A 24,224-nucleotide genomic window follows, 5' to 3' on the forward strand; every position below is an offset into this window, starting at 1 on the left:
TGTCATGACCGATACCCTCAGCGTCACCCTTGCCGACGGCGTCGCCACGCTCACCTTCGAGCGCCCCGACACGCTCAACGCGCTCAGCGAAGCAATGGCCGTCGAGTTGTGCGCGCGCCTCGATCGCCTCACGCAAGACCCGGGAGTGCGCGCGATCGTGCTGACCGGCGCGGGCCGCGCCTTCATGGCAGGCGGCGACGTCCACGCGATGCGCGCCGCGCTCGAGCTCCCTGAGGCCCGCCGCACGCGCGCCATCGGCAAGCTCGTGCGCCATGCGCAGCTTGCCATCGCAACGCTCGCGCGTTCGCCCAAGCCCGTGATGGCCAGCGTCAATGGCGCGGCAGCAGGCTTCGGCCTCGCGCTGGTGGCCGCGTGCGATGTCGCCATCGCCGCCGACAACGCCACCTTCACTTCCGCGTACAACCGCCTGGGGACCTCGCCCGATGGCGGCGCGAGCTTCACGCTGCCGCGCCTGCTAGGCGAGCGGGTGGCGGCGCAATGGCTGTATCTCGACGAGCGCCACAGCGCCGCCGATGCCTTGCGCGTCGGGCTCGTGAACTGGGTCGTACCCGCCGCCGAGCTGGCCTGCGCCACGCGCGAGCGCGCCGCGCGGCTGGCCGCGCTCTCGCCCGTCGCGTTCTCGAACACCAAGCATCTGATCGCCGATGGGCCGCGCCGCACGCTCGACGCACAGTTGCTGGCCGAGCAGCGCTCCTTTCTCGCCAGCACGTCGGCGGGCGACTTCCGCGAAGGCACCGCCGCGTTTGCCGAGCGCCGCGCCCCGCGCTTCGATGCGCGCACAACCAACGGGGAACACAACGCATGAAACTGTCCGATACCGCCGCCATCGTCGCGGAACTGCGCGCGGGCCGCATGGTGATCCTCGTCGATGAGGAAGACCGCGAAAACGAGGGTGATCTTGTGATCGCCGCCGACTGCGTCACGCCCGAAGCGATCAACTTCATGGCCCGTCATGCGCGCGGCCTGATCTGCCTCACGCTTACGGCCGACCACGCCGCGCGCCTGCAACTCGCGCCGATGAGCGCGCGCAACGGCACGCAGTACGGCACGGCCTTCACGGTGAGTATCGAAGCCGCGCAAGGCGTGACGACGGGCATCAGCGCCGCCGACCGTGCCCACACGATCCGCACCGCCATCGCGCCCGGCGTGCGCGCCGAGCATCTCGTGCAGCCCGGGCATGTGTTCCCCATCGTCGCGCGCGACGGCGGCGTGCTCGTGCGCGCGGGGCATACCGAAGCGGGCTGCGATCTCACGGCGCTCGCGGGCCTCGCCCCGGCCGCCGTGATCTGCGAGGTGATGAACGACGACGGCACGATGGCGCGCCTGCCCGAACTGAAGCGCTTTGCGCGCGAGCACGATCTGAAGATCGGCACCATCGCCGATCTGATCCGCTATCGCAGCGAGCGCGAATCGCTGGTCGAACGCGTGGGAGCCCGCACGCTCGACACGGCGTGGGGCCAAGTCGAGGCGATCGAGTACCGCGACCGCGTGAGTGGCGCGACGCATCTCGCGCTCGTGCGCGGCCAACCCGAAGCGGAGATTCCGACGCTCGTGCGCATGCAGGAGCGCGCGTCGTTGCTCGACCTGCTCGATGCGCGCAAAGAGCGGCCTGATGCGCATGCGTCCATCCAGACGCTGCACGCGGCGCTCGCGCGTATCGAGGCCTGCGGGCGCGGCGTGGTGGTGTTGCTCGACTGCGAACTGCGCGCAGGCGTGGCGCATGGCCAACGCGATGCGCAGGCGGCGTCGGTAGCCGGCAAACGCCATTACGGCATTGGCTCGCAGATCCTGCGCGATCTTGGGCTGCGCCGGCTCAACGTGCTGTCCAGTCCGCTGAAATTGCCTGCGCTTTCGGGGCATGGGCTGGAAATCAGCGCGTTTATTCCGCTCGGCGATCTGCCTGATCTGCCTGATCTGCCTGATCTCGCCGATGAAGACGCCGTGCCTTGCAACACATCAGTCGATGCGATCCGCGCCGCGGCCTTCGCGACGTATAGCGCGAGCCCCCTAGTCGAGGCTTGACGTTTCTTTCTCCCCTTATCGCACACGCATGGAGCATTTGAGCATGGCCAACTCGTCCCATCCGCAGGGGTCTTACGTTGCCCTCGTCACCGGCGCCTCGCGCGGCGCGGGCAAGGGCATCGCGCTCGCGCTGGGCGCAGCCGGCGCCACCGTCTATGTGACCGGCCGCTCGCAGCATGAAGGCGATGCGCCATTGCCCGGCACGATCCACGCTACCGCCGCCGAGATCGACCGGCTAGGCGGGCGCGGCATCGCCCTGCCCTGCGATCACGCCGACGACGCCCAGGTCGAAGCCGTGTTCGCGCGCATTCGCAGCGAGCAAGGGCGCCTGAACGTACTCGTCAACAACGCGACCGTTCTGCACGACGAACTGATCCGGCCTGCACCGTTCTGGGAAAAGCCGCTAGCGATGGTCGATATCCTCGACGTGGGGCTGCGTTCGGCCTATGTCGCGAGCTGGCACGCGGCGCAGATGATGACGTCGCAGCGCGACGGCCTGATTGCCTTTACTTCCTCGTTCGGCGCGAGCTGCTATATGCACGGCGCAGCCTACGGCGCGCAGAAAAGCGGCGTGGACAAGTTCGCCAAGGACATGGCCGTCGATCTGCGCCCCTTCGGCGTGGCCGCCGTGTCGATCTGGATGGGCATGCTCCAGACCGAGCGCACCGCGCGCGTGATCGCCGCGCATCCCGAGCAATACGCGGGTTTCAGCGAACTTGCGGAAAGCCCGCAATTCACGGGCCGTCTCGTCGATGCGCTGTATCGCGATCCACAGCGCGCGGAAAAGTCGGGGCTCGTGCTGGTGGGGGCGGAGCTGGCGCGCGAATACAGCATCACGGACATCGACGGACGGCAACCGCCTTCGCACCGCGCGCAACTGGGTGGTCCGGTGCAGGCGCATCCGGCGATCGTCGCTTGATCGCGTGCGACTGGATTTGCTTAGGCATCCTGTTGACACCATGCGTGCCACATGGCACGCATGGCCGCTTCCATGCTCCGCGCGAAGCGCTCGCCATCCATCAGCGGCGAATGCTCGATCCGTGCGCGAAGGGTCGAGCGCAATTGCCTCAACCGGGGCAAATCCCTCGCCAGATCGACGGCGATCTGCGCGTAAGCTTCGTCGGAATGCGCGGCTAGCTCCGGTAGCTGGAGATTCGACAGCAGCGAATAGCCGCCCCGCGCCACCGGCGTGTTCCCGATAACCGTGACAACCGGGACGCCCATCCAGAAACTGTCGAGGCTCGTGGTATGACCGTTGTACGGCAACGTATCGAGCGAAATGTCGATATTGCAGTAAGTCCGCAAATAATCGCTGCGCTGCTGGTGATCCACATAGGTCAGGCGTGAAGGATCGACACCGAGTGCCTTGAATTTCTGGCTGACCTGTTCGCGAGCGCGCCCTTTCGCGACCAGCAGGATCATCCTCGACCCGTCGACGGACGTCAGCACCCTCGACCACGCCCGCAATGCCCGGTCGGTCAGCTTGCGCGGACTATTCAGGCAGCCAAAGGTGACAAAGCCGTTTTCGTCGGCAGGCAGCGCGCTCACCGCGGGCCCCGTGACCAAGGGATCGAAGCACCAGAAGGTATCGGGCAGGCGGATCGATCGCTCGCTATAGCGCGCGTCAGCGCCGGGATTGCCAAGCGGATCGAGCCACGGATCCGTCAATCGGTAATCGATTGCACGGCTGCCGGTCGTACCGGGATAGGCGAGCCACGCCACCTGTACCGGCGCAGGTCGGCGCGCGAAGAGCAGCGGACGGCTGTCCTTCATGTGCATGGTCAGATCGACGAGAATATCGATGCGATCGTGCGAAATCTGCTTCGCCAGTTCCTCGTCGCTCAGTTCGAGAACATCGCGCCAGACGTCGACCACGCTCGCCAACCCGCGAGTCACCTCGTCTGGCTTGCGCACGCTTGAATAGCAGTAGATTTCGTACGCACTGTGGTCGTGATGCCTGAGAAGCGGCGTCATGAAATAGCACTGGCAATGGTAGCGAAAGTCCGGCGAGACATAACCGATACGCAGACGCCTTTGCGGCGACCGGTCATTGGTGTGCGACACGGTTGCGCGAAGCGCCGGTGTTTCAAAGCGAGCGGCCAGGCGCCGGGATTCTTCGAGTAGTTCATAGCCGTCCTCGGATGTGAACGGCAACGTAAAGGCGAGATTGGAGTACGCCGCGAGGCAATCCGGATCCAGCTCGATGGCCCGTCGAAGCGCGGCGATTGCCGGGCCGATGTCACCCGAATTTTGCGAATCCAACGCCGAGGCGAGAATCAGGTAGGTATCTGCCTGCGCCGGATTTAACTCAACGGCCCGCCAGGCCGCCGCCAACGCGTCGTCCGATCGCCCCATCCCATAGAGCAGGCGAGCGAGATTGGCATGCACCATCGCACTGTGCGGCTCGATATCCCGGGCGTGGCAATAGGCAGCTTCTGCCTCGGTGAGACGGCTCTGCTCCATCAGCACGACGCCGAGGTCGTTCCAGGCCCTGCTGGAATGGGGTTGCGCGTTCAGAACATCGCGATACGCGGTTTCGGCTTCAGAGAAACGTCCGAGTCGTTGCAGCGCCATGCCTAGATTGCGCCGGGCGTCGGTGTAATCGGGCCGATTGACCAACGCACGACGCAATGCCGCTTCTGCCTCCGTCGTGCGGCCAGTAGCGAGTAACAGCGAGCCGAGGTTATTGTTGGCTTCAGCAAACCGGGGAGCGATCTCCAGCGCCCGGCGCAACGCCGCCTCAGCCTCGTCCTGTCGACCCAGTTGATCCAATACCGATCCGAGGTTGCTGTGAGCTTCGGCAAGCTCAGGGCAACTCTGAACGGCACGCTCCCAGTAAGCGAGCGCCTCGGTCAGTTGTCCCATGCCATGGCAGCAGGCGCCGGCAAGATTGAGCAAATTGGCATTGTCTGGGGTGACCTCGAGCAATACCGCGATTTGCTCAAGGGCTCTGCCCGGGTTTCCGCTCTCCATGAGCGAAAGCGCTACACCGTAGGCACTCTGATTGTGTTCCATACTTTCTCGTGATCCGCCGCTTATTGCTGTAAGCACGCAATCCCTGATAGCAAAAAGGACGTCAATTTACACGGCTCTCGCACACGGCCATACCAAAAAACCATCGCTTTATTCCGCCGCATCATCTCATTCGTCATCCTGTGCATTTATCGACATAGCCATTACGCTATTGCGTCTCTTCCATAACGATATTCACCACCCCACTTCACGCTCCTCCAGCAAAAGCGCAGAATGTCCGGGACGCAGGCCCCCACACGCCCAGAACGCACGCATTTCCCACATTCTGGGCGTGCATACAAAAACCGGAGACGAGATGGACGACAAGCTTGTTGCGAATGCATCGACTTCCACCCGCGCCAACTTCCGCTGGCACGTACTCGCCTGGCTGATGATCGGCGGCATCATCAACTATCTGGACCGCGCGAATCTCGCGATTGCCGCGCCTGGCATGATCCACGACCTTGGTCTTACACGCACGCAGATCGGCCTGCTCGGCACGGTGTTTTCGTGGACCTATGCCGTCATGCAATTGCCCGCGGGCTGGATCATCGACCGCTTCGGCGCGAAGCGCGTCTACGCAATCGGCATGATCTGGTGGAGTCTCGCCACGTGGCTCACGGGCATCGTGGGCTCGGTCGCGGGTCTGGTGCTCATGCGCGTGCTGCTGGCCGTGGGCGAAGCGCCGTGCTGGCCGACCTCCGCCAAGATCACGGCCGCGTGGTTCCCCGCCAAGGAGCGTGGCTTCGCTACCGGCATCTGGGATTCGTCGTCGAAATGGGGCCCCGCGCTCGCGCCTGCCGTATTGGTGGCGCTGATGATCGCCTTTGGCTGGCGCTCGCTCTTTCACGTAACGGGCGCAATTGGCATCGTGTTTGCCGCGTTATTCCTGCTGCTCTATCGCAATCCCGCGCAAAGCCAGCGGCTATCGCGCGACGAGTTCGCCTATATCGAGGCAGGCGGCGGCGGTCATGAGCATTCGCTCGATAGCGCGCCTATCAAGTGGCGTGCGCTCTTTGCGTCGCAAAGCGTGTGGGGCATGATTTTCGGCTACTTCTGCGCGATCTGGCTGTGGAATCTGTTTCTGGTCTTTCTGCCGCTCTATCTGCTCGACCGCTTTCATATTTCGCTCGTGCAACTTGGCGTCTATGCGAGCATTCCGTGGTTCGGCGGCGCGGCCGGTGAGATCGTCGCCGGCTTCATCGCCGCGAAGCTCGTGGATCGCGGCGTGGCCTCGCCGCTGGTCGCCAAGCGGCTGCTGATCGTCATCTGTTCGCTGGGCGCGGCGTTGTGCGCGGTCGCGCTCCCCTTCGTGCAGACGATCGGCGTCACCATCACGTTGATGACGCTCGGGCTGGCCTGTATCGCTGCGACCATCGGCAATGCGTGGGCGCTCGCGGGCGATATCGCACCGCGTTCGATGATCGCTTCGGTCAGTGCGATCCAGAATTTCGGCGGCTATTTCGGCGGTGCCTTCTCGCCGGTCGTGGCGGGCTTTATCGTCGACCGCACCGGCTCGTACACGCTCGCCTTCGTCATTGGCGGTGTGATCGCGGGATGCGCCGCGTTGTTCTATTGGTACATGGCGCGCCGCGCCGTGGTCCCCGCCGCCGTCGCCTGAGCGCTCGCGTCCTTGCGCCCAACCCTTATACTGCCTGGCTCAAGTCAAACACGGCGACGCGCCCCGATGGCCGCCGCCCGTTACCAGGAAAGACAAGATGGGACCGTATGTGGACGCCGTGCCTTCAGCCGAGATCCTGCCCGCGCGCGCGGATGTGGTGATTGTCGGCGGCGGGATTATCGGCGTAGCGGCTGCATGGCATCTCGCCTCGCAAGGTGTGAGCGTGGTGCTCTGCGAGAAGGGCTACGTGGCCGGCGAGCAATCGAGCCGCAACTGGGGCTGGTGCCGCCAGGCGGGCCGCGATATGCGCGAGATGCCGCTCATCACCGAGAGCATGCGTCACTGGCGCGCGATGGCCGACACCGTGGGCGCCGACGTGGGCTTTCGCGAATGCGGCGTGCTCTATATCGGCGCGACCGAAGAGGATGAAGCGGGTTTCCAGCAATGGTTCGACGATGCGGCGGGCTACGACACCGGCGCACGGATGGTGCGCGGCGCCGATCTTGCGAAGCTGATGCCGGGCGCTTCGCGCTCGCTGCGTGCAGGCCTGTTCGTGCCGACCGATGGCCGCGCCGAACCGCAGCGCGCAGCACCCGCGCTGGCTCGCGCGGCTCAGGCGCGCGGCGCAACCCTCATCGCGCATTGCTCGGTGCGCGCGCTCGAACGCTCGGCGGGCCGTGTTTCAGGCGTCGTCACGAGCCGTGGCCGCATAGCCTGCGATGCCGTGATTCTCGCGGGCGGCGCGTGGTCGAGCCTGTTCTGCGCGAATGAAGGCGTGCGCCTGCCGCAACTGAAAGTGCTGGGCACGGTCCTGCGCACCTCGCCGGTCGACAATGGTCCTGATACCTGCGGCTGGCTCGGCGACATCGGCTATCGCAAGCGCCTGGACGGCGGCTATACGATTGGCTACAGCGGTCACCGCTATACGCCGGTCAGCCCCGACGGCCTGCGTTTTCTGCGCGAATATACGCCACTGCTCAAGCAGAACTGGCGCTCGATCCGCCCGCGATTCGACGCCACCGCATTGCGCGAGTTTCGTGACCGTCCGGGCTGGAACGCCAATGAGACCAGCCCGTTCGAGCGCACGCGCACCATGAACCCGGCACCGTCGCAGCGCGGCGTCGCGGCCGCGCTGGCGAGCATGGCGCGGCTCTATCCTGCCTTCAAGGACGCGCAGGTCGTGCAGGAATGGGCCTGCTATATGGACGTCACGCCCGACATCATTCCGTATATCGGTGCATGCGCAACGGTTCCGGGATTGACCGTTGCGACCGGTTTCTCGGGCCACGGCTTCGGCATCGGTCCCGCGGCGGGCCGCGTGGCCGCCGATATCGCCATTGGCCGCGATGCGGGCATCGATCTCGCCGCGTTCTCGCTGGATCGTTTTGCGCCGGGCATGCCCATCGTGCCAGGTGGCGAAATCTGATGCGCGGCACACGCCGCTGAACACGCCGAGGGCGGTGCTGCATTCAAGCGCACCGCCCTTTTTATTTTTTCACGGTATTACCAGGCAGACTGGGATTTCGGAAAATCATACCCAATCTCATTCGTTCGATATCCGAATCAAATACCTAATGTGACGCGATATGCCGCTTTTATAGCCATTTTTCAATCGACTGCAATTCACTATGATTGATCCCTATGGTAGACGCGCTTAATTGATTGCTCTATACTCGGTTCATCTTCATCACAAAATTCACGATTTCGTGCGAAACAGAAGATAAATTCGGGGATTCCCGTCTGCGCTTTGTCGTTGTTTTATAGCGTGCGTCATTCTGTTTCGCCACATCAAGGGGGCCTCCGGCTCCAGCGGGTCAAGATCCGGTTTTGAACCTGGGTCTTCCGCATTCATGTCGTCTTTTTAAAGACGGCGCCTAGCTCAGGCACGCTTTTCGCTACGCCGGGCTGAACATGACAATCAGACGAACGCCGTTGCGCGTTCAATCGACTGCCTGCCGCGCTTGACCGTGGCCGGCATGGACTGTTTCCGTCAGTTCAATCGCGGCCTTGCCGGGATCACGAACTTCCCTTCGCGGCGCCATCTGGCGTCTTCGCGGCGTGTCGTCCATTGTGTCGCAGACACACGCCGCACCGAGTTTGAGGAGGCGTATCTTCATGAATCGACGTACTGTCCAGGTGGTGGGCAGCCTGATCGCGATAGCCGTCATTGCCTGGGCGCTAGCCCGCGGCATCGGCGCGGATACTTTCCGCAGTCATGCGGGAGATCTCGCGTACTACACGGGCCGGCATATGCTGCTGGTCGCCTGGTCGATGGCGCTGGCGATCCTCGTCGGCGTGCCTTCCGGTGTGCTGCTGAGCCGGCCGCGCTTTCAGCGCCAGGCCGAGCGCTTCATGCAGATTTTCAACATCGGCAATACGATTCCTTCGCTTGCGGTGCTGGCGATCTCGCTCGGCATTTTCGGCATCGGCGATATTCCCGCCATCGTTGCGTTGTTTCTGGCTTCACTGTTGCCGATCACGCGCAACAGTTATGAAGGTGTGAAGAACGTGCCCGCTTCGCTGCGCGAAGCCGCAAAGGGCATCGGCATGACGGGCTGGCAATCGCTCATCCGCGTGGAGTTGCCCAACGCACTGCCGATCATCGTTGGCGGCGTGCGTACGGCGCTCGCCATCAATGTGGGGACCGCGCCGCTCGCGTATCTGATCGGCGCGGACAGCCTTGGCTCGCTGATTTTCCCCGGCATCTATCTCGACAACGAACCGCTGCTGTTGCTCGGCGCCGCCTGCACCGCGATTCTCGCGCTGCTGCTCGACGGCATCCTCGCAACTGGCAGCCGTCAGTGGCGCCTTCGTCATGGAGGTGTCGCATGATGTTTCGGACTACGATTCGACGTTTCGCCAGCCTGTGCGCGATTGGCGTGCTCTGCGCCGCTGCGAGCAGCAGCGCCTTCGCGGCCCGGCTGGTGATTGGCGCCAAGAACTTCACCGAGCAATACGTGCTGGCCGAAGTCACCGCGCAGTATCTGCGCTCGCGTGGCTACGATGTGGAAGTGCGCTCGGGCCTTGGCAGCACGCTCATGCGCAGTGCGCTGCAAAACGGCCAGTTCGATCTCGTGTGGGATTACACGGGCACCGCGGCGCTGGTCTACGACAAGATCACCGACAAGCTCGGCCCCGAGGCAATGTATCAACGCGTGAAGGCGCTCGACGCGCCGCGCGGCCTCGTCTGGCTCAATGCATCGTCGCTCAACGACACCTATGCGCTGGGCCTGCCGAGCCAGTTCGCTCAGTCCTCGGGCATCAGAACCGTGTCGCAACTCGCCGACTATCTGAAGACGAGCCCCGATGCGAAGCATGTGGTGTTTGGTATGGATGCGGAGTTCGCCAACCGTCCCGACGGCCTCAAGCCGTTTCTCGACACCTATGGCATGCACTTCAAGCGTTCGCAGATGAAGCAGATGGACCCGGGTCTGGTCTACACGGCGTTGCATAACAACCAGCTGAAAATCGGCCTCGTCTACACCACCGATGGTCGCGTGAAGGGCTTCGGCATCGTTCCGCTCGAAGACGACAAGCGCTTTTTCCCGCCGTACAACGCGGTGCCCGTTGTGCAACAGCGCACGCTCGACCAGAACCCTAAGCTCGCGGCGCAGTTGAACGCCCTCTCCGCTGCGCTCAACAACCAGGTCATGCAGGACATGAACAAGGCCGTTGACCTGGACGGCAAGCCGCCGCGCGAAGTGGCGCAGGACTTCCTGCGCGCACGCCCTCTGCCTTGAAGGAGTCCGTATGAGCGTTTTCGACTATCTCGCTTCGAGCTGGCCCGACCTGTTGCAGCTGACGCTACAACATATCTATCTGGTGGGGATTGCCGTGGGCTGCGCGATCATCGCCGGCGTGCCGCTGGGCGTGCTGATCAATCGTCACGAATGGCTTGCGGGGCCGCTGCTCGGCGTCGCCACCATCGTTCTCACGCTGCCCTCCATCGCGCTGTTCGGGCTGATGATCCCGTTCTTCTCGCGCTTTGGCCAGGGTATCGGCGCCGTGCCAGCAATAACGGCCGTGTTTCTCTATTCGCTGTTGCCCATCATGCGCAACACCTACCTCGCGCTGCGCAACGTGGATGCGGGAATCAAGGAAGCCGGCACCGGCATCGGCATGACGTCGTGGCAGCGGCTGCGGCTTGTCGATCTGCCGCTTGCGGTGCCCGTGATCCTCGCAGGCGTGCGCACCGCGGTCGTGATGAATATTGGCGTGATGACGATTGCCGCCGTGATTGGCGCGGGCGGTCTTGGCACGCTGATCCTGCGCGCAATCGGCCAGAGCAGCATGATGAAGCTGCTGATAGGCGCGGTGCTGGTGAGCATCCTCGCCATCGTTGCGGACCTGTTCCTGCAATGGCTGCAGCGCGCATTGACACCGAAAGGAGTACAAAAGACATGATCGAACTCGACAAACTGACCAAGACCTTCACGCAGAAGGACGGCCAGCCCGTGAAGGCTGTCGATGCGGTGAGCCTGTCGGTCGACGAAGGCGAAATCTGCGTGTTCCTCGGTCCCTCGGGCTGCGGCAAGACCACCACGCTCAAGATGATCAACCGTCTGATCGCGCCCACCTCCGGTCGCGTGCTGATCAACGGCGAGGACACCTCCGGTCTCAACGAAGTGGATCTGCGCCGCCATATCGGCTATGTGATCCAGCAGATCGGCTTGTTCCCGAACATGACGATCGAGGAAAACATCACCGTCGTTCCACGCCTGCTCGGCTGGGACAAGAAGCGCTGCGCCGAGCGTGCGAAGGAACTGATGTCGATGGTCGCGCTCGATCCGAAGCAGTATCTCAAGCGCTATCCGCGTGAGCTATCGGGCGGTCAGCAACAACGTATCGGCGTGATTCGCGCGCTCGCCGCCGATCCGCCCGTGCTGCTCATGGACGAGCCGTTCGGCGCGGTCGATCCGATCAATCGCGAATCCATCCAGAACGAGTTCTTCCAGATGCAGCGGCAACTGAAGAAGACCGTCATCATGGTGAGCCACGATATCGACGAGGCGATCAAGCTGGGCGACCGCATCGCTGTGTTCCGGCGCGGTCAACTCGTGCAATACGATCATCCCGATACGCTGCTCGCGCGCCCGCGCGACGAATTCGTCGCACAGTTCGTAGGTCAGGACAGCACACTCAAGCGCCTGCTGCTCGTGAAGGCCGGCGATGCCGCCACGCAGCCCGAAACGGCTCGCGCAAATACGCCGCTCGCCCAGGCCTTCGCCGTGATGGACGAAACGGACAGCCGCTATCTGACCGTGCTCGACGATGCGGGTCACGCGCTCGGTTTCGTGACGCGCCGCGCGGCACGCGCCGGCGACGGCGTATGCGGCGATCGCGTGACGCCCTTGACGGCCAGCGTCGCCGTGGAGGACAACCTGCGCGTGGTGCTCTCGAAGATGTACCAGTTCAGCGCCTCGTGGATGCCGGTGCTCGACCCCGATGGGGCGTATATCGGCGAGATCACGCAGGATTCGATCGCCGCGTATCTGAGTTCGGGTCGCTCGCGCCAGCAGACCGGTCAGCCACCGGGCGCGGTACTCACGCTCGCGCATGCGGCGGCGTGAAATAAGCTAAGGGCGGCATCGCGCCGGAGCCTCGGCCCAGGCTTCGGCGCGACTCCTTAAGCGTTTCCTAAGTTGCACACTCGCATAATCGAGGCCTGCGTAACACGCCGCGTCTGCCGGCGCTCCGAGCCTCCGTCATGAAACGCCTCTATCACCACCGCGGCCACGCGATCGACGTCAGCGTCGAAGCCCAATGTCCCTCCTGGCCCACGCAGGCTAACCCCACGGCCACCACCGATTATGTCGCTATCCTGACTATTTATTCAGATGAATCGACAGAGGTCGCGCTGCTCGGGCCGCTGCGCATCGATCGCACTGCGGAACGCGCCTTTGCCTCGGCGGCGGAATCGTTGATGGGGGGATTCAGTGAAGGCCGGCGCATCGTCGACCGGCTGATTGCCGAAAGCGATACGCAAGCTGTTGAAAGCGGAACAGTGTGAAGCGCAAGCAGCCTGACGAATGCTTACGGCGGCTTACCACGATTTACAAAGGCGAGTGCGAATCCATCGCATCGAGCGCGGCGCGGCGCTCGAACCAGCGTGCGATGAGCACCATCAGCGCCACGACCGCAATCACGCCGTAGCGGAAACCCGGTGTTGCGAACGAATGCAGCGGTACGCGCAACCATTCGATCGATACGAATACCGCTGCCTGAATGACCATCGCCGTCATGGCGATGACGGCGAGGTCCGCATGCAACTGGGAAAAAATCGGCGGCTTCATGGCGGGGGCACTCCAATACGCGGAAACGGCACGCCGATCTTAGCCAAGCCTCGCTGAAGAGAAGCTTAAGCTTTGCGCGTTCCCGTGCCGAAAAACCACCTGTTGCCGCGCCGCGTTTTACACCATATTTCAAGCCCCCTTCGATACGCTTACGCCGTAAGGAAACGCTGCGCGAGCCGCACCCATGCCGCCGCGCCCAACGGCAAAACCTGGTCGTTGAAATCGTAGCCTGGGTTATGCACCATGCAGCCGCCAAACTCGCCTTCGCCATTGCCAAGCAGCAGATAGCAGCCCGGCACCGCCTTGAGCATCCACGCGAAATCCTCGCTGCCGTTCAAGCCCTTCGGCGCTTGCACGACGACGTTCTCCTCGCCCACCAGTTCCGCACACACCTGTTGCGCGAGCAACGTTTCTTCCGGCGTATTGACCATCGGCGGCGTGAGCTGACGATAATCGATCTGCGCCTCCACGCCGTGTGCCTGCGCCGTAGCCGTGACGATCTCGCGCACGCGCTGCTCCACCAGTTCGCGCGTTTCAGGGCGCGCTGCGCGGATATTCAGGCCCAGCGTGACGGATTCTGGAATCACGTTATGCGTGGCCCCACCGCGAATGAAGCCGACCGACACAACCGCGGTATCGTCGGGCGCGACGTTGCGCGCGACCACCGTTTGCAGGGCCGTGACGAGCGCCGCCGCCGCGACGATCGGGTCCTTCACGCGATGCGGCATGGCCCCATGACCACCCACGCCCTTGAGCGTCACGTCGGCCACATCGGACGACAGGCTCACCGGCCCCGCGAGCACGCGAAACGTTCCGGCAGGCACGCCCGGCATATTGTGCAGGCCGTACACGGCATCGCAGGGAAAGCGCTCGAACAGGCCATCGTCGATCATCGCTTTCGCGCCGCACAGGTTCTCTTCGTCGGGCTGAAAAATCAGATTGAGCGTGCCGTCGAAATCGCGCTGCTGCGCGAGCCGTTTCGCCGCCGCCAGCAGAATCGCGGTATGGCCATCGTGGCCGCACGCATGCATCTTGCCCGCGTTCTGGCTGGCATATGGCAGGCCGGTGTTTTCGACGATGGGCAGTGCGTCCATATCGGCGCGGATACCTAGCCGCCGCGTGCCGTTGCCGACCTTCAGTTGACCGACCACGCCGCTGCGGCCAATGCCCGTATGCACCTCGTAGCCCCACTTCTCCAGCAGCATCGCCACAAGTTTCGCAGTCGATCCGACCTCGAAGCCTAATTCGGGCTGCGAATGAATCTGACGGCGAATGCCGACGAACTCCTCGGCGTCGATTTCGATTTCCGGCAGCAGAGTGGGCAAAAGCTGGAACGGCGTGAGAGTGGTTTCGCGCTTCATATCGTTGCTTCCTCCTGAAGGGTGTCTCTGAGCGTATTGGCTCTGCTTTGTCTCTTTGAATTCAGCTAATACGGCGTTCGCGAATGCTCGCCACGGCGAGCAGCGTGACCAGTCCGCACACGACCATATAGAGCGCGGGTGCGAGCGGGTTGCCCGTCTTCGCGATCAGCCAGGTGACGATGAACTGCGAGCTGCCGCCGAATACCGTCACGCCCACGCTGTAGATCACCGAAAGCCCGCTTGCGCGCACCGATTTCGGCAACATTTCCATCAGCACCAGCAGCATGGGCGTGGAGCCGAGGTTCGAAGCCGCGGTCAGGATCACCGAGAGCAGCAGGACGAGCGGCACGCTGGGAAAGCGCGTCATGAGCCAGAACGCGGGCACGACCGCCAGCAGGTTGAACACGAGCGCGGCCATCACGAGCGGCTTGCGATGCGTGAGTCGATCGGCAAGACGCCCTGAGACCAGCGAGGCGATCAGCATCGTGATCCCCGTCGCGCAGCCCGAGAGCAGCGAGAGCGACGGCGGCATCTTGAGCACGCGGATCATGTAAGTGGGCATGAAGAACACCACGAGATACATGCCGACCGTGCCCGCCGTCACCGCGAGAATGCCCTTGACCACCTTGCTGCCGTGCTCGCGCATCAGCGTGCCGAGGGGGCTGGGCGCGTCGGCTTCGGGCTCGTGCGTTTCATCGAGCTTCGAGCGGATATAGAGCCCCACCGGCGCAATCAGAAGGCCGCCAAGGAACGGCAGGCGCCAACCCCAGCCTTCGAGCGCGGCGGGTGTGAGCGTCGCGTAAAGCGTGGCGCCCGTGAGCGCACCGAGCAGCGCCGAAATGCCCTGACTCCCCAGTTGCCAGCTCACACGAAAGCCACGCTGCGCGACCGACCCCGACTCCATCAGCATGGAGGTGGACGCACCAATCTCGCCGCCCAGCGAAAAGCCCTGCAACAGACGCCCCGCCAGCAGCACGAGCGAGCCCACCACGCCCGCTTGCGTATAAGTGGGGGCGAGCGCGATGCACAGCGTGCCGCCGACCATCAGCGCAATGGTGAGCGTCATCGCCGCCTTGCGGCCCCGGCGGTCGGCATAGCTGCCGATCACGAGCCCGCCGAGCGGGCGCATCACGAAGCCAATGCCGAAGGTCGCCACCGCGAGCAGCAGCGATCCATACGGGCTATCGGAGGGGAAAAAGAGTCGACCGATCAGGAGAGCGAAGAAGCTGTAGACCGTGAAGTCATACATTTCGAGCGCATTGCCGATCGAACACGCGGCGATCAGGCGAAACTGGCTCTGGCGCGCCGGCGCGGGGACGGCGGCAGCAGCGCCTAGCGTTACGTCATTCATGGCGGATCTCCGCGAGCAAGGTTGAACGTCGGGTCGAACGTCGCGTTCGTGCGAGGCGTGATGCGCAAACGGCCATGCGCGAATCGATATTCAGGCCAGGGAGATTTTTGAAAGAAGTGAGAAATTTTCATCGTGATAACTGGATGGAATCAATGTGCTTACCTCGCGCTATCTGGGCGTGTCCGGACTCTTTCCCAACGCCCTCGGGCATTTCGCCCCAACACCGCTGTGCCGTGCTGGAGGCCCCGCCGGACAAGGCATATCGACATGGCGGAGTAGCATGGCGCGCGGCGCCCGGATCAACCGTCCCCACACCCCGACCGGCAAGTCAATAGAGGTTTGTCACCCGCTCATTCGATCCGACGCACTCGGACCTCAATTGCCCTTGTTCAAAGCACGGTCTTTATCGCGCTCGGGCTTTGAGCGAACCGGCTGAACCGCACGCCCCAACAGGCTTTGCGCCCAATGCCCCACGCTCTGCGCCCCCTCCCGAACGCTCGTTTCCAAAAAGGGTTTGCCAGATCTAAATGCAAATGATTATCATTAGATAACCCGAGTACGAAGGCTTCGTGTCCACGCAAAGGGTGCACAACCAGGGAGCTTTCGTCATGCAGCCGTGCGCCACGCCACGCGTTTCACTTCAACAATCCGTTAGTAGTCCGAGTCTTGATGTCTGGGAAACGGTTACGCGTCACGCCATCGAGGCGGAACGCAAGGGCCGCAGCGCAACCGCGCTTGCCGGTTATCGGCGTGCGCTTGCGCTGGCGCGCCAACTGATGGATACGCCCGTTCCCGGCCGCACTGAGGATTGCGTAGCAGCCCTGATCGTCTCCTGGCTCAATCTCGCCGATCTGCAAGCGGCGCGCGGCGACCTCGCACGCAGCGCCGAAAGCCTCTGTCACGCCCACGAGGCCGCCCTCTCGCTCTATCTCGACGAACGCCGCGAGACCGCGCTTCGTCATGCCGCGTTGCGCCACAGCCGCGAAACGCGCACCGCCCTGATCCTTCATGCACGCCGCCACGGCGCCCATCCCCTCGTCACGCGCACGCTGGGGGTGAGCGATCTCGCGCTCATGGGTGCCGTGTCAGCGGCGCATTGAATTTTTTGACTGATGCGAAAGGAACTCGCCGATGCCCTACGTCCTGCCTGAACTGCCTTATGCCGTCGACGCGCTCGAACCGCATATCGATGCGCGCACGATGGAGATTCACCACTCCAAGCACCATCAAACCTACATCAACAATCTCAACGCGGCACTCGAAGGCACGCCCTATCACGATCTGCCGATCGAAACGCTGGTCGCGCGCCTCGCGACCTTGCCCGACACGCTGCAACTCGCCGTGCGCAATAACGGCGGCGGCCACGCGAATCACAGCCTGTTCTGGACCGTCATGTCGCCGGGCGGCGGCGGTGCGCCCGAAGGCGACATCGCACGCGCCATCGATACCGACCTCGACGGCTTCGACGCATTCAAGGACGCCTTCACGAAGGCAGCGCTCGCGCGCTTCGGCAGCGGCTGGGCGTGGCTGTGCGTGGACCCGCAGGGCAAGCTGGTCGTCGAGCACACTGGCAACCAGGACAGCCCGCTAATGGCCGGACCGATGTCGGGCAACACGCCGATTCTCGGCCTCGATGTGTGGGAGCACGCCTACTACCTCAAGTACCAGAACCGCCGTCCCGAATACATCGCGGCGTTCTACAACGTGATCGACTGGCCCGAAGTCGCCCGGCGTTATGCCGCGGCGCGCGGCTAAACAGCCGTTGACCAGGCCATGCAGACCCACGAGGAACGCCTTGGCCTAACCGGGAGGTTTCGATGAATACCGTGGCGAGCAAGGGCACGTTGACCGGTCGCGCCGCCGCCGCGATGCAGGACGTACTCGCCGGCAAGCGCAGCGGCGCGCGTTCCGCCCTGCTGTTCGCGGGCCCGGCGGTGGTCGCGTCGATCGCCTATATGGACCCGGGCAACTTCGCGACCAACATCCAGGCGGGCTCGCAATACGGCTACGCCTTGCTGTGGGTCGTGCTGCTGGCCAATCTGATCGCCATGCTGTTTCAGGCGCTGTCCGCGCGCCTGGGCATCGCCACGGGCCGCAATCTGGCCGAGCTGTGCCGCGAGCAGTTTCCCCGCCCCGCCGTCTACGCGATGTGGGCCGCCAGCGAGGTCGCGGCGATGGCCACCGACCTCGCCGAATTCCTCGGCGGCGCGATCGCGCTCGCCCTCCTCTTCAAGTTGCCGCTCCTCGTGGGCATGGCGATCACGGCGCTCGTCACCTGTGCGATTCTCGCCGTCGAACGCAACGGCTTTCGGCCGATGGAAATCGTGATTGGCGTGCTCGTCGGCGTGATCGGGCTGTGCTATCTCGCCGAGATGTTTATCGCGCCCATCGAGTGGTCGCAGGTCGCGCTGCATGCGTTCGTGCCGTCGATTCCCGATGGCGGCGCGCTCACGGTGGCGGTCGCCATCGTCGGCGCGACGGTCATGCCGCACGCCATCTACCTGCACTCCGGCCTCACCCAGCAACGCGCGCCCGCGCGCGATGCGCACGCGCGCCGTCTGCTGATCCGCTTCTCGAATCGCGAGGTCATCGCCGCGCTCTGCGTGGCCGGACTCGTGAACATGGCGATGGTCATCATGGCCAGCGCCGCGTTTCATCCGAACCATAGTGGCATCGCCGACATCGGCAGCGCGTATCACACGCTCACGCCCTTGCTTGGCGCGGGCGCGGCGGCCATCTTTCTGGTGTCGCTGATCTGTTCGGGGATTTCCAGCTCGGTGGTCGGCACGATGGCGGGGCAGATGATCATGCAGGGCTTCGTGGGCTTCTGCATTCCCGTGTGGTTGCGGCGGCTCGCCACGATGGCGCCCGCGTTTGTGGTCGTGGCGCTCGGCGTGAACGCCACCCAGGCGCTCGTGCTCAGCCAGGTCGTGCTGTCGTTCGCGTTGCCGGTGCCAATGATCACACTCGTGATGTTCACCCGGCGACGCGACATCATGGGCGAATTCGCCAACACCCGCGCGACGAATCTGCTCGCGATCCTTGCGACGGTCATCATCGTCGCACTCAATCTGGTCCTGCTGGCGCAGACGTTCAAGAGTCTTTGAACGTCTGCGCGGTTCACGGCTCCAGTCAATCTCCGGCCGACTTGCGCCCGTCGAACTGCGTCCAGCACGCCGACTCGAAATCGTACAGTTTGCAGTAGTGCGCGGTGGCGAAATACCAGCGCCACGAAAACGGCTGAATGACGATTCGTTGCGGTAGCAACGTTTCGAGCTGCGCCTGCGCCTCCTCCAGTCGATACAGCGGGATGCTCATATCGAGGTGATGTGCGGTGTGCTCCATGATGTGATGCATCAATGCGCCAAAGTGCCAGCGGAACGTCAGATGCACGGTCGTCGTCACGAACGGCTGCGCGCGCGTCCAGGCGGCACGATCCTCGTACCAGCTCACGCGTTCGTGCGTATGGTGAACATAGACCACGAAACCGATCATCGAGCACCAGAACAGGAACGGAATCACGAAGCCCGTCGCCAGCAGCAGCCATACGGATTGATGCGTCGCGAACGCGGCCCAGGCCAGCAAGGCGAGCCAGCCGAGCGCGAACACCGTCACGAGCCAGCAGTCACGGAAGAAAATCGGCCGACGCGACGGCATTGCGCGACGCGTCGGGAAGAACATGCGACGCCACCAGATCTCGACCATGTAGTACAGGCCTGGCGCCCAGCCGCTGCGATACACGCGCTCGATCAGGCGGCGCGGCCGCGAGAGCGCGAGATATTCGGCGCGGGTCAGCGGCGCCCAGATGAAATCGAAGCCCTTCAGGTTCGTATAACCGTGATGGACGACGTTATGCCCGACTTCCCAGAGGCTATACGGCGTGAGCGATGGCAGGAACGCGATGCGGCCGAGCCACTTGTTGAGGCGTCGGCTGGGCGTGAGACTTTGGTGGCAACCATCATGGCCGATGATGAACAGGCGACCGATCACGAAGCCGCACACCAGCGCGCAAAGCGCTTTGACGATGAGGTTCGGGACGAACACGATGAGCGCTTGCAGGCCCACGAACAGCCCGTAATCGAGCAATAACAGCAACAACGGATACAGCGTGGTCCGTCGCGCGAGCGGTTCGAGCCAGCCGCGCAGGATCTTCCGGTGCGGTAATGGCTCGGTGGGTGGAACAGGCTGGACAGGCAACGTCATGAAGACTCGATCCTCGTGTAAAGCGCATGGGATGCGCAGGTGATGCGGTGTGCCCGCGAGCGTCGATCCACGGTAAGGATTCCCGATCGTCGAACCGTCGCGGGCGGAACGAAAACGGGCGGCGAGCGAGGCGCGCCACCCGATGAGAATGTGCGCGAAACCGCGCTTGAGCGGCCTAGCGGGTCGTGCCGGCGTCCGCGTGCGCCGCCACCACGCGCTGTAGCGCTTCGGGCTGGTCGACGAGCACGCAGGGCTTGCCGGTGCGCGTGCAGTAGTCCTTGACGCGCCACCAGTCGCCATGACTGACGCAACCGACCTGGCAGATCACGAGATCGGCGTCGGCGAGTCCGCTGTCGAGACGCACGGCATCGCTGCAATCGGTACGCACGAGACGCACGCCCGCACTCTCGATGGCACGATCCGGCGCGCGCGACGTGAGGTCATCGCGGCTCACCCACAGCACGACTTTTTCAGTGCGTTCGATATCGCGCGGGGTGTGAGCTCCCGTGGAGGTCGGCCCGACGGGCAGCGTGTTAGCCGTGTTGACGGTCTTGCCTGCATGGGCCGTGGCCGGCATCGTCTGAGCCCGAATCAATGCCCGTATGCGCGCCTCCAGCGCGCGCACGTGCTGCGTGAGCGCCAGGCGCCTCGGCAACCCGGGCACGCTCGCCTGTAGCGCATCCATGTCCTCGCGCGCCCACGCAAGCGCCGTCTCGCGCAGGATCGCTGCGGCACGCAACTGCATGACCTGCGCTTCCAGCGTCTTTATGCGGTGCGCCTGCTGCGCAATGAGATCCGACACCCGCCGCTGCGCGTGCCCATATTCCGCTACGACGCGGCTGTGCTCGTCGCACAGGCGTGTCCAGTCATGCTCTGTCGCTGTCATTGCGCGTTGTCCTCGTTGGCACCGCGATGGTGGCGCGCGTTGCCACCGCCATGATGTCGCGGTCGCACACTCCGCACCTAAATCGAAATGATTCTCATTATCCTAAAACTTCGGCATTTCGCCAAGCGTTCCTCAGGTAGCTCGCTCAGGCGATTCAGGATGGAGCGTCCCGCTTACGTCGGGAAGCCAGTGCTGAAGCGCCCGAAGGCGCATTGACGTGACGCGAGCCGCGATCAGAACGTCGCAGGCTCGCCGTCGAAGGGAGGAGAGGGTCCAGAGGCGGCAAACACGTATCGTCCGCCGTATTCGCCGCCCGGTGCGTCGATCAGGCCGCGATGCCCGCTTCGACTGCGTTGCGCAATGCCGTCACCACGTCGCCCCACTCGCCGCGCTGCGTCTGGCGGAACAGGCGCGCCTTGGCGTACCACGGGCTATCGTCGCGATCCAGTTGCCAACGCCAGTCCGGCGTGTAGGGCAACGCGATCCACACCGGCTTGCCGAGCGCGCCCGCCAGGTGCGCGACCGCCGTATCGACGGCGATCACCACATCGAGTTGCGCGACGAGCGCCGCCGTCGTCTCGAACGTCGTCAGGCGCGCACCCGTGTCGATCAATTTCCCGTGCTGCACGAGTTCGTCAGCGCAGGCTCGGTCGCGCTCGCGCATGTCTTTTTGCAGGGACACGAAACACGCATCGGCATCGAACAACGGTGCGAGCGTGGCGAGTGGTATCGAGCGATTGCGATCGTTCAAATGCGCCTCGCTGCCCGACCAGACTACGCCGACGCGCAGCCGTTTCGACACGCTATCCGGTTCGCCGATCACGTCGGACCACGCTGCGCGCTGCGCGTCGTCCGCATGAAGATAGTCGCCCGCCGGCGCGAAATCGGCAACGCGAAGTGCGAGTGCGTGAGGCAGGCTCAACATCGGCAGGTGATAGTCGAACGCGGGCAGCGGTGCGGATTTTCCGATCACGCTCGCCGCGCTCGCCACATCCTGCAACAAGGGCAACAATGCATCCTGTACGCGCACGATCACGTTCGCGCCCTTAGCTGCGAGGCGAGGAACGAAACGCACGAACTGCAAGGTGTCGCCAAAGCCCTGTTCCGCGTGCACGAGCACCGTCTTGCCTTCGAGCGCTTGTCCCTTCCACTGCTGCGCGTCGGGGAAACCGTGCGCCATCGCGCCGTCGCGCCAGCGCCATTCGTATTCGCGCCAGCCGTGCTCGAACTGCCCGAGCAGCAAATTGGTCTGCGCGCGATTGGTGCGCGCGCCGGGATCGTTCGCGTCGATCGACAACGCCGTCTTGAACTGGCGCAATGCTTCGTCAAAGCGATGCAGATCGCGCAAGGCCACGCCCAGATTGGTGTGGGCCGCAACGAAATTCGGCTTGAGCGTAATCGCCCGCCGATACGCAGCAAGCTCCTCGTCGTAGCGCCGCAACTGGCCAAGCAGCGTGCCGTGGTTGTAATGGACTTCCGCCTGGAGCGGATAGCGTTGCGTCAGGCGCGTGAGATAAGCGAGCGCGGCCTCGCCCTGCTCCATCTGCACGAGCGACATCGCCACGCCATGCAGCGAATCGGCGTGGTCGGGCGCGAATGCGAGCAGACGCTCGTAGAGCGTGACGGCATCGGCGTGGCGTTGCACGAGCTGGCAAATCCGTGCGGCGCGCTGCAACTGCTGCGGCTGGGTCGCGGCCGGTTGCGCCGCGCGCCACGCAAAATCGGCTGCGCCTACGTAGTCCTTGCGCGCAACACAAACGAAAGACATCGCTTCGAGCGCACCGATGTGATCGGCATTCGCCGCGAGGATCGATTTCAGTTCTTGCTCCGCAGCGTCGAGATCGCCAGCGGAAAAATGCTGTTGCGCTTGCGCGAGCCGCGCAGCGTTGGGGTCAATCATGCATACGCGGGCGCACGCGCCCGCCCCGGTGAAGAGAGCTGAAGGCGACACGCTTCGCGGGCCCACGTGAGCATCATGTGCGTCATGAGCCGCCGCTTGTCGCAGAAAGTCGTTATGTTAATCGACGACGCATCGCATTAGCCATTGAATAAGGCAAATTTCAGTCCCTTATTTCCGCTTCGTCATGATTGGTAATTTTCTCCGATCGAATATTTCACAAGACTTACACATCATGCCAGGCCGCTTCTTTATCGCGTCGATCGGTAAGCCTTGCGAGCACTATTTTCACCGCATTCGTCAGAACATGTGACGAATCCCGGCCATTACACCCACCTGGCCCAGTCCCGGCGCCGGTGTCGTGCCCCCGCCCCCGGCGCTGACCGTAAAGGCTGCGTGCGCGCTGTTTGCGAGGTACGCGCCCTGGAGATAGACAGCGGTCTGCTTCGAAAAGAAGTACGTCGTGCGCAGCACACCCAACGTCGCCCGCGCGTCCTGCCCCGATACCGTGACGTGATAGACGCCGCCATCGACGGAAACCGCCGGAGTGAAATAGTAATTAGCGGTGAAATAAAACAGATTGGAATGGACGTTCGGCGCGCCTGACGAGTTCGTGTCGACCCATCGACCGATCCAGCCGCTACCCAGCTTGACCCCATAGATACTCACGTACCCATTGACCTGGGCGCGATCGTCCTTGTCCGCATTCGAGGTCAACGACACGGGTTTCACGCCATCGAAAAAGTTTGCCGCCGCAGTGGTGCCTCCGCCTCTTTGCTCTTCATAGGAAGCCGCGGCGCCGAACCACGTCGAATCGTATTTGAGCATGGCCGACCACAGACGGCATTCGGTCATATCGCCAGGCGTCTGACCGGCACACGTGCCCTGCCCGGGCGAATTGCCGGTTCCTGCCGAGTCCCGACCGAACGAGTACATGGCGCCCACCGTCAATCCACCGAACTTGCTGCGCCAGGCCACCGAATTGTCCGCGCGACCGTTCGGAATATAGGCATCGAGCGAAGGCAAGCCGTAAATGTTCGGGCCGAGCAGGTCGGCATCGAGCACGGCAAGGTAGGTCATGGTGTATTGGCGGCCGAAAGACAACGTGCCGTACGGGCTTTCGATGCCCACCCAGCTTTGCCGCCCGAAGAGACGTCCACCTTGTCCCATGGTGCCATTGGAAACGTTGAAGCCGCTTTCCAGAACAAAAAGCGCTTTATAGCCCGCGCCCAGATCTTCGGTGCCGCGTATACCCCAACGCGAAGGGAATTCTCCCGTGACGGAGGGCATACGCACAACACTCTGCCCCGCTGCATTGGCATGTGAAATGTATTCCACGCCCGTATCGATAATGCCGTACAGCGACACGCTGCTTTGCGCAAAGCCGGTCGTCGCGAATCCGAGCAAAGCTGCGCCAATGAGAGGGTGCAATCTCATAGAGTCTCCAAACCATGATGGGGATTTATTTTATTTCTACGCATGACTAATCAATTAATAAAAATTGATTAGTCATTCTTCGACTTCTACAACACGAATACGGATTGAATCAGAACCCTT

Annotated in this window: 21 protein-coding genes; 13 read left to right on the plus strand and 8 right to left on the minus strand. The window is 63.4% G+C overall.

The features are described 5' to 3' along the window. The first annotated feature begins 4 nt into the window (after positions 1-4). From U5782_RS30510 to U5782_RS30520, 3 genes are read left to right on the plus strand one after another with little or no spacing between them, the layout of a single operon-like run. On the plus strand, positions 5-826 hold the full coding sequence (locus U5782_RS30510; protein WP_322047593.1) for an enoyl-CoA hydratase/isomerase family protein: 822 nt from the start codon (positions 5-7) through the stop codon (positions 824-826). Then, entirely contained in the window at positions 823-2,043 is a 1,221-nt protein-coding gene (gene ribBA / locus U5782_RS30515; protein ID WP_415914431.1) for a bifunctional 3,4-dihydroxy-2-butanone-4-phosphate synthase/GTP cyclohydrolase II, read from the plus strand. The genes U5782_RS30510 and ribBA overlap by 4 nt, the downstream gene beginning before the upstream one ends. A 43-nt stretch (positions 2,044-2,086) precedes the next feature. After that, positions 2,087-2,962: an SDR family NAD(P)-dependent oxidoreductase gene (locus tag U5782_RS30520; RefSeq protein ID WP_322047594.1), complete on the plus strand. Its 876-nt coding sequence runs from the start codon at positions 2,087-2,089 to the stop codon at positions 2,960-2,962. Between the two features lie 20 nt (positions 2,963-2,982). On the opposite strand, the gene U5782_RS30525 is transcribed toward U5782_RS30520, so the two are convergent. After that, positions 2,983-5,058 carry a tetratricopeptide repeat protein gene (locus U5782_RS30525; RefSeq protein ID WP_322047595.1) on the minus strand — a complete coding sequence of 692 codons (2,076 nt, stop codon included), beginning with the start codon at positions 5,056-5,058 and terminating at the stop codon, positions 2,983-2,985. A 313-nt stretch (positions 5,059-5,371) separates the two neighbouring features. Between U5782_RS30525 and U5782_RS30530 the strand changes: the two genes are divergently transcribed. The 7 genes from U5782_RS30530 to U5782_RS30560 all read left to right on the plus strand — a co-directional run bounded on the left by U5782_RS30530 (position 5,372) and on the right by U5782_RS30560 (position 12,686). After that, positions 5,372-6,676: an MFS transporter gene (locus U5782_RS30530; protein WP_322047596.1), complete on the plus strand. Its 1,305-nt coding sequence runs from the start codon at positions 5,372-5,374 to the stop codon at positions 6,674-6,676. A 97-nt stretch (positions 6,677-6,773) separates the two neighbouring features. Then, on the plus strand, positions 6,774-8,102 hold the full coding sequence (locus U5782_RS30535) for an FAD-binding oxidoreductase (protein ID WP_322047597.1): 1,329 nt from the start codon (positions 6,774-6,776) through the stop codon (positions 8,100-8,102). A gap of 689 nt (positions 8,103-8,791) precedes the next feature. Next, entirely contained in the window at positions 8,792-9,508 is a 717-nt protein-coding gene (locus U5782_RS30540; RefSeq protein ID WP_322047598.1) for an ABC transporter permease, read from the plus strand. Then, the gene (locus U5782_RS30545; RefSeq protein ID WP_415914432.1) at positions 9,505-10,416 is read left to right on the plus strand and encodes a glycine betaine ABC transporter substrate-binding protein; all 912 of its coding nucleotides are present in this window, start codon (positions 9,505-9,507) and stop codon (positions 10,414-10,416) included. The genes U5782_RS30540 and U5782_RS30545 overlap by 4 nt, the downstream gene beginning before the upstream one ends. 10 nt (positions 10,417-10,426) lie before the next feature. Then, on the plus strand, positions 10,427-11,080 hold the full coding sequence (locus U5782_RS30550) for an ABC transporter permease (protein ID WP_322047599.1): 654 nt from the start codon (positions 10,427-10,429) through the stop codon (positions 11,078-11,080). Continuing rightward, positions 11,077-12,246 carry an ABC transporter ATP-binding protein gene (locus U5782_RS30555; protein WP_322047600.1) on the plus strand — a complete coding sequence of 390 codons (1,170 nt, stop codon included), beginning with the start codon at positions 11,077-11,079 and terminating at the stop codon, positions 12,244-12,246. The genes U5782_RS30550 and U5782_RS30555 overlap by 4 nt, the downstream gene beginning before the upstream one ends. 137 nt (positions 12,247-12,383) lie before the next feature. Beyond that, positions 12,384-12,686: a hypothetical protein gene (locus U5782_RS30560; protein WP_322047601.1), complete on the plus strand. Its 303-nt coding sequence runs from the start codon at positions 12,384-12,386 to the stop codon at positions 12,684-12,686. A gap of 43 nt (positions 12,687-12,729) precedes the next feature. Here U5782_RS30560 and U5782_RS30565 read toward each other — a convergent pair whose 3' ends face one another. The 3 genes from U5782_RS30565 to U5782_RS30575 all read right to left on the minus strand — a co-directional run bounded on the left by U5782_RS30565 (position 12,730) and on the right by U5782_RS30575 (position 15,681). Then, on the minus strand, positions 12,730-12,969 hold the full coding sequence (locus U5782_RS30565) for a hypothetical protein (RefSeq protein WP_322047602.1): 240 nt from the start codon (positions 12,967-12,969) through the stop codon (positions 12,730-12,732). Between the two features lie 149 nt (positions 12,970-13,118). After that, entirely contained in the window at positions 13,119-14,330 is a 1,212-nt protein-coding gene (locus U5782_RS30570) for a M20 aminoacylase family protein (protein WP_322047603.1), read from the minus strand. Positions 14,331-14,391: 61 nt separating this feature from the next. Then, positions 14,392-15,681, minus strand: a complete 1,290-nt coding sequence (locus U5782_RS30575; protein ID WP_322047604.1) for an MFS transporter — start codon at positions 15,679-15,681, stop codon at positions 14,392-14,394. 569 nt (positions 15,682-16,250) lie between these two features. Here U5782_RS30575 and U5782_RS30580 point away from each other — a divergent pair. The 3 genes from U5782_RS30580 to U5782_RS30590 all read left to right on the plus strand — a co-directional run bounded on the left by U5782_RS30580 (position 16,251) and on the right by U5782_RS30590 (position 18,788). Then, complete coding sequence (locus U5782_RS30580) at positions 16,251-16,781, plus strand: hypothetical protein (RefSeq protein WP_322047605.1); 531 nt, start codon at positions 16,251-16,253, stop codon at positions 16,779-16,781. Between the two features lie 31 nt (positions 16,782-16,812). Then, on the plus strand, positions 16,813-17,436 hold the full coding sequence (locus tag U5782_RS30585) for a superoxide dismutase (RefSeq protein WP_322047606.1): 624 nt from the start codon (positions 16,813-16,815) through the stop codon (positions 17,434-17,436). Between the two features lie 62 nt (positions 17,437-17,498). Then, complete coding sequence (locus tag U5782_RS30590) at positions 17,499-18,788, plus strand: Nramp family divalent metal transporter (RefSeq protein ID WP_322047607.1); 1,290 nt, start codon at positions 17,499-17,501, stop codon at positions 18,786-18,788. Positions 18,789-18,813: 25 nt separating this feature from the next. Here U5782_RS30590 and U5782_RS30595 read toward each other — a convergent pair whose 3' ends face one another. The 4 genes from U5782_RS30595 to U5782_RS30610 form a co-directional block, all read right to left on the minus strand. Next, positions 18,814-19,884 carry a fatty acid desaturase gene (locus tag U5782_RS30595; protein ID WP_322047608.1) on the minus strand — a complete coding sequence of 357 codons (1,071 nt, stop codon included), beginning with the start codon at positions 19,882-19,884 and terminating at the stop codon, positions 18,814-18,816. Between the two features lie 175 nt (positions 19,885-20,059). Beyond that, positions 20,060-20,770, minus strand: a complete 711-nt coding sequence (locus U5782_RS30600) for a DUF2325 domain-containing protein (protein WP_322047609.1) — start codon at positions 20,768-20,770, stop codon at positions 20,060-20,062. Positions 20,771-21,095: 325 nt separating this feature from the next. Continuing rightward, positions 21,096-22,670: a tetratricopeptide repeat protein gene (locus U5782_RS30605; RefSeq protein WP_322047610.1), complete on the minus strand. Its 1,575-nt coding sequence runs from the start codon at positions 22,668-22,670 to the stop codon at positions 21,096-21,098. A 297-nt stretch (positions 22,671-22,967) separates the two neighbouring features. Next, positions 22,968-24,104 (minus strand): porin, encoded by a 1,137-nt coding sequence (locus tag U5782_RS30610; protein WP_322047611.1) that lies wholly within the window; start codon positions 24,102-24,104, stop codon positions 22,968-22,970. Positions 24,105-24,224: the final 120 nt, after the last annotated feature.

This window comes from Paraburkholderia sp. J67 (assembly GCF_905220265.1).
Lineage (GTDB): Bacteria > Pseudomonadota > Gammaproteobacteria > Burkholderiales > Burkholderiaceae > Paraburkholderia.

Coding starts and splice junctions, on each gene's coding strand:
- U5782_RS30600 (WP_322047609.1), bottom strand. CDS start 20,770: ATGACAGCGACAGAGCATGACTGGACACGCCTGTGCGACGAGCACAGC.
- U5782_RS30565 (WP_322047602.1), bottom strand. CDS start 12,969: ATGAAGCCGCCGATTTTTTCCCAGTTGCATGCGGACCTCGCCGTCATC.
- U5782_RS30570 (WP_322047603.1), bottom strand. CDS start 14,330: ATGAAGCGCGAAACCACTCTCACGCCGTTCCAGCTTTTGCCCACTCTG.
- U5782_RS30595 (WP_322047608.1), bottom strand. CDS start 19,884: ATGACGTTGCCTGTCCAGCCTGTTCCACCCACCGAGCCATTACCGCAC.
- U5782_RS30535 (WP_322047597.1), top strand. CDS start 6,774: ATGGGACCGTATGTGGACGCCGTGCCTTCAGCCGAGATCCTGCCCGCG.
- U5782_RS30545 (WP_415914432.1), top strand. CDS start 9,505: ATGATGTTTCGGACTACGATTCGACGTTTCGCCAGCCTGTGCGCGATT.
- U5782_RS30590 (WP_322047607.1), top strand. CDS start 17,499: ATGAATACCGTGGCGAGCAAGGGCACGTTGACCGGTCGCGCCGCCGCC.
- U5782_RS30540 (WP_322047598.1), top strand. CDS start 8,792: ATGAATCGACGTACTGTCCAGGTGGTGGGCAGCCTGATCGCGATAGCC.
- U5782_RS30575 (WP_322047604.1), bottom strand. CDS start 15,681: ATGAATGACGTAACGCTAGGCGCTGCTGCCGCCGTCCCCGCGCCGGCG.
- U5782_RS30520 (WP_322047594.1), top strand. CDS start 2,087: ATGGCCAACTCGTCCCATCCGCAGGGGTCTTACGTTGCCCTCGTCACC.
- U5782_RS30585 (WP_322047606.1), top strand. CDS start 16,813: ATGCCCTACGTCCTGCCTGAACTGCCTTATGCCGTCGACGCGCTCGAA.
- U5782_RS30555 (WP_322047600.1), top strand. CDS start 11,077: ATGATCGAACTCGACAAACTGACCAAGACCTTCACGCAGAAGGACGGC.
- U5782_RS30525 (WP_322047595.1), bottom strand. CDS start 5,058: ATGGAACACAATCAGAGTGCCTACGGTGTAGCGCTTTCGCTCATGGAG.
- U5782_RS30605 (WP_322047610.1), bottom strand. CDS start 22,670: ATGATTGACCCCAACGCTGCGCGGCTCGCGCAAGCGCAACAGCATTTT.
- U5782_RS30530 (WP_322047596.1), top strand. CDS start 5,372: ATGGACGACAAGCTTGTTGCGAATGCATCGACTTCCACCCGCGCCAAC.
- ribBA (WP_415914431.1), top strand. CDS start 823: ATGAAACTGTCCGATACCGCCGCCATCGTCGCGGAACTGCGCGCGGGC.
- U5782_RS30610 (WP_322047611.1), bottom strand. CDS start 24,104: ATGAGATTGCACCCTCTCATTGGCGCAGCTTTGCTCGGATTCGCGACG.
- U5782_RS30510 (WP_322047593.1), top strand. CDS start 5: ATGACCGATACCCTCAGCGTCACCCTTGCCGACGGCGTCGCCACGCTC.
- U5782_RS30560 (WP_322047601.1), top strand. CDS start 12,384: ATGAAACGCCTCTATCACCACCGCGGCCACGCGATCGACGTCAGCGTC.
- U5782_RS30550 (WP_322047599.1), top strand. CDS start 10,427: ATGAGCGTTTTCGACTATCTCGCTTCGAGCTGGCCCGACCTGTTGCAG.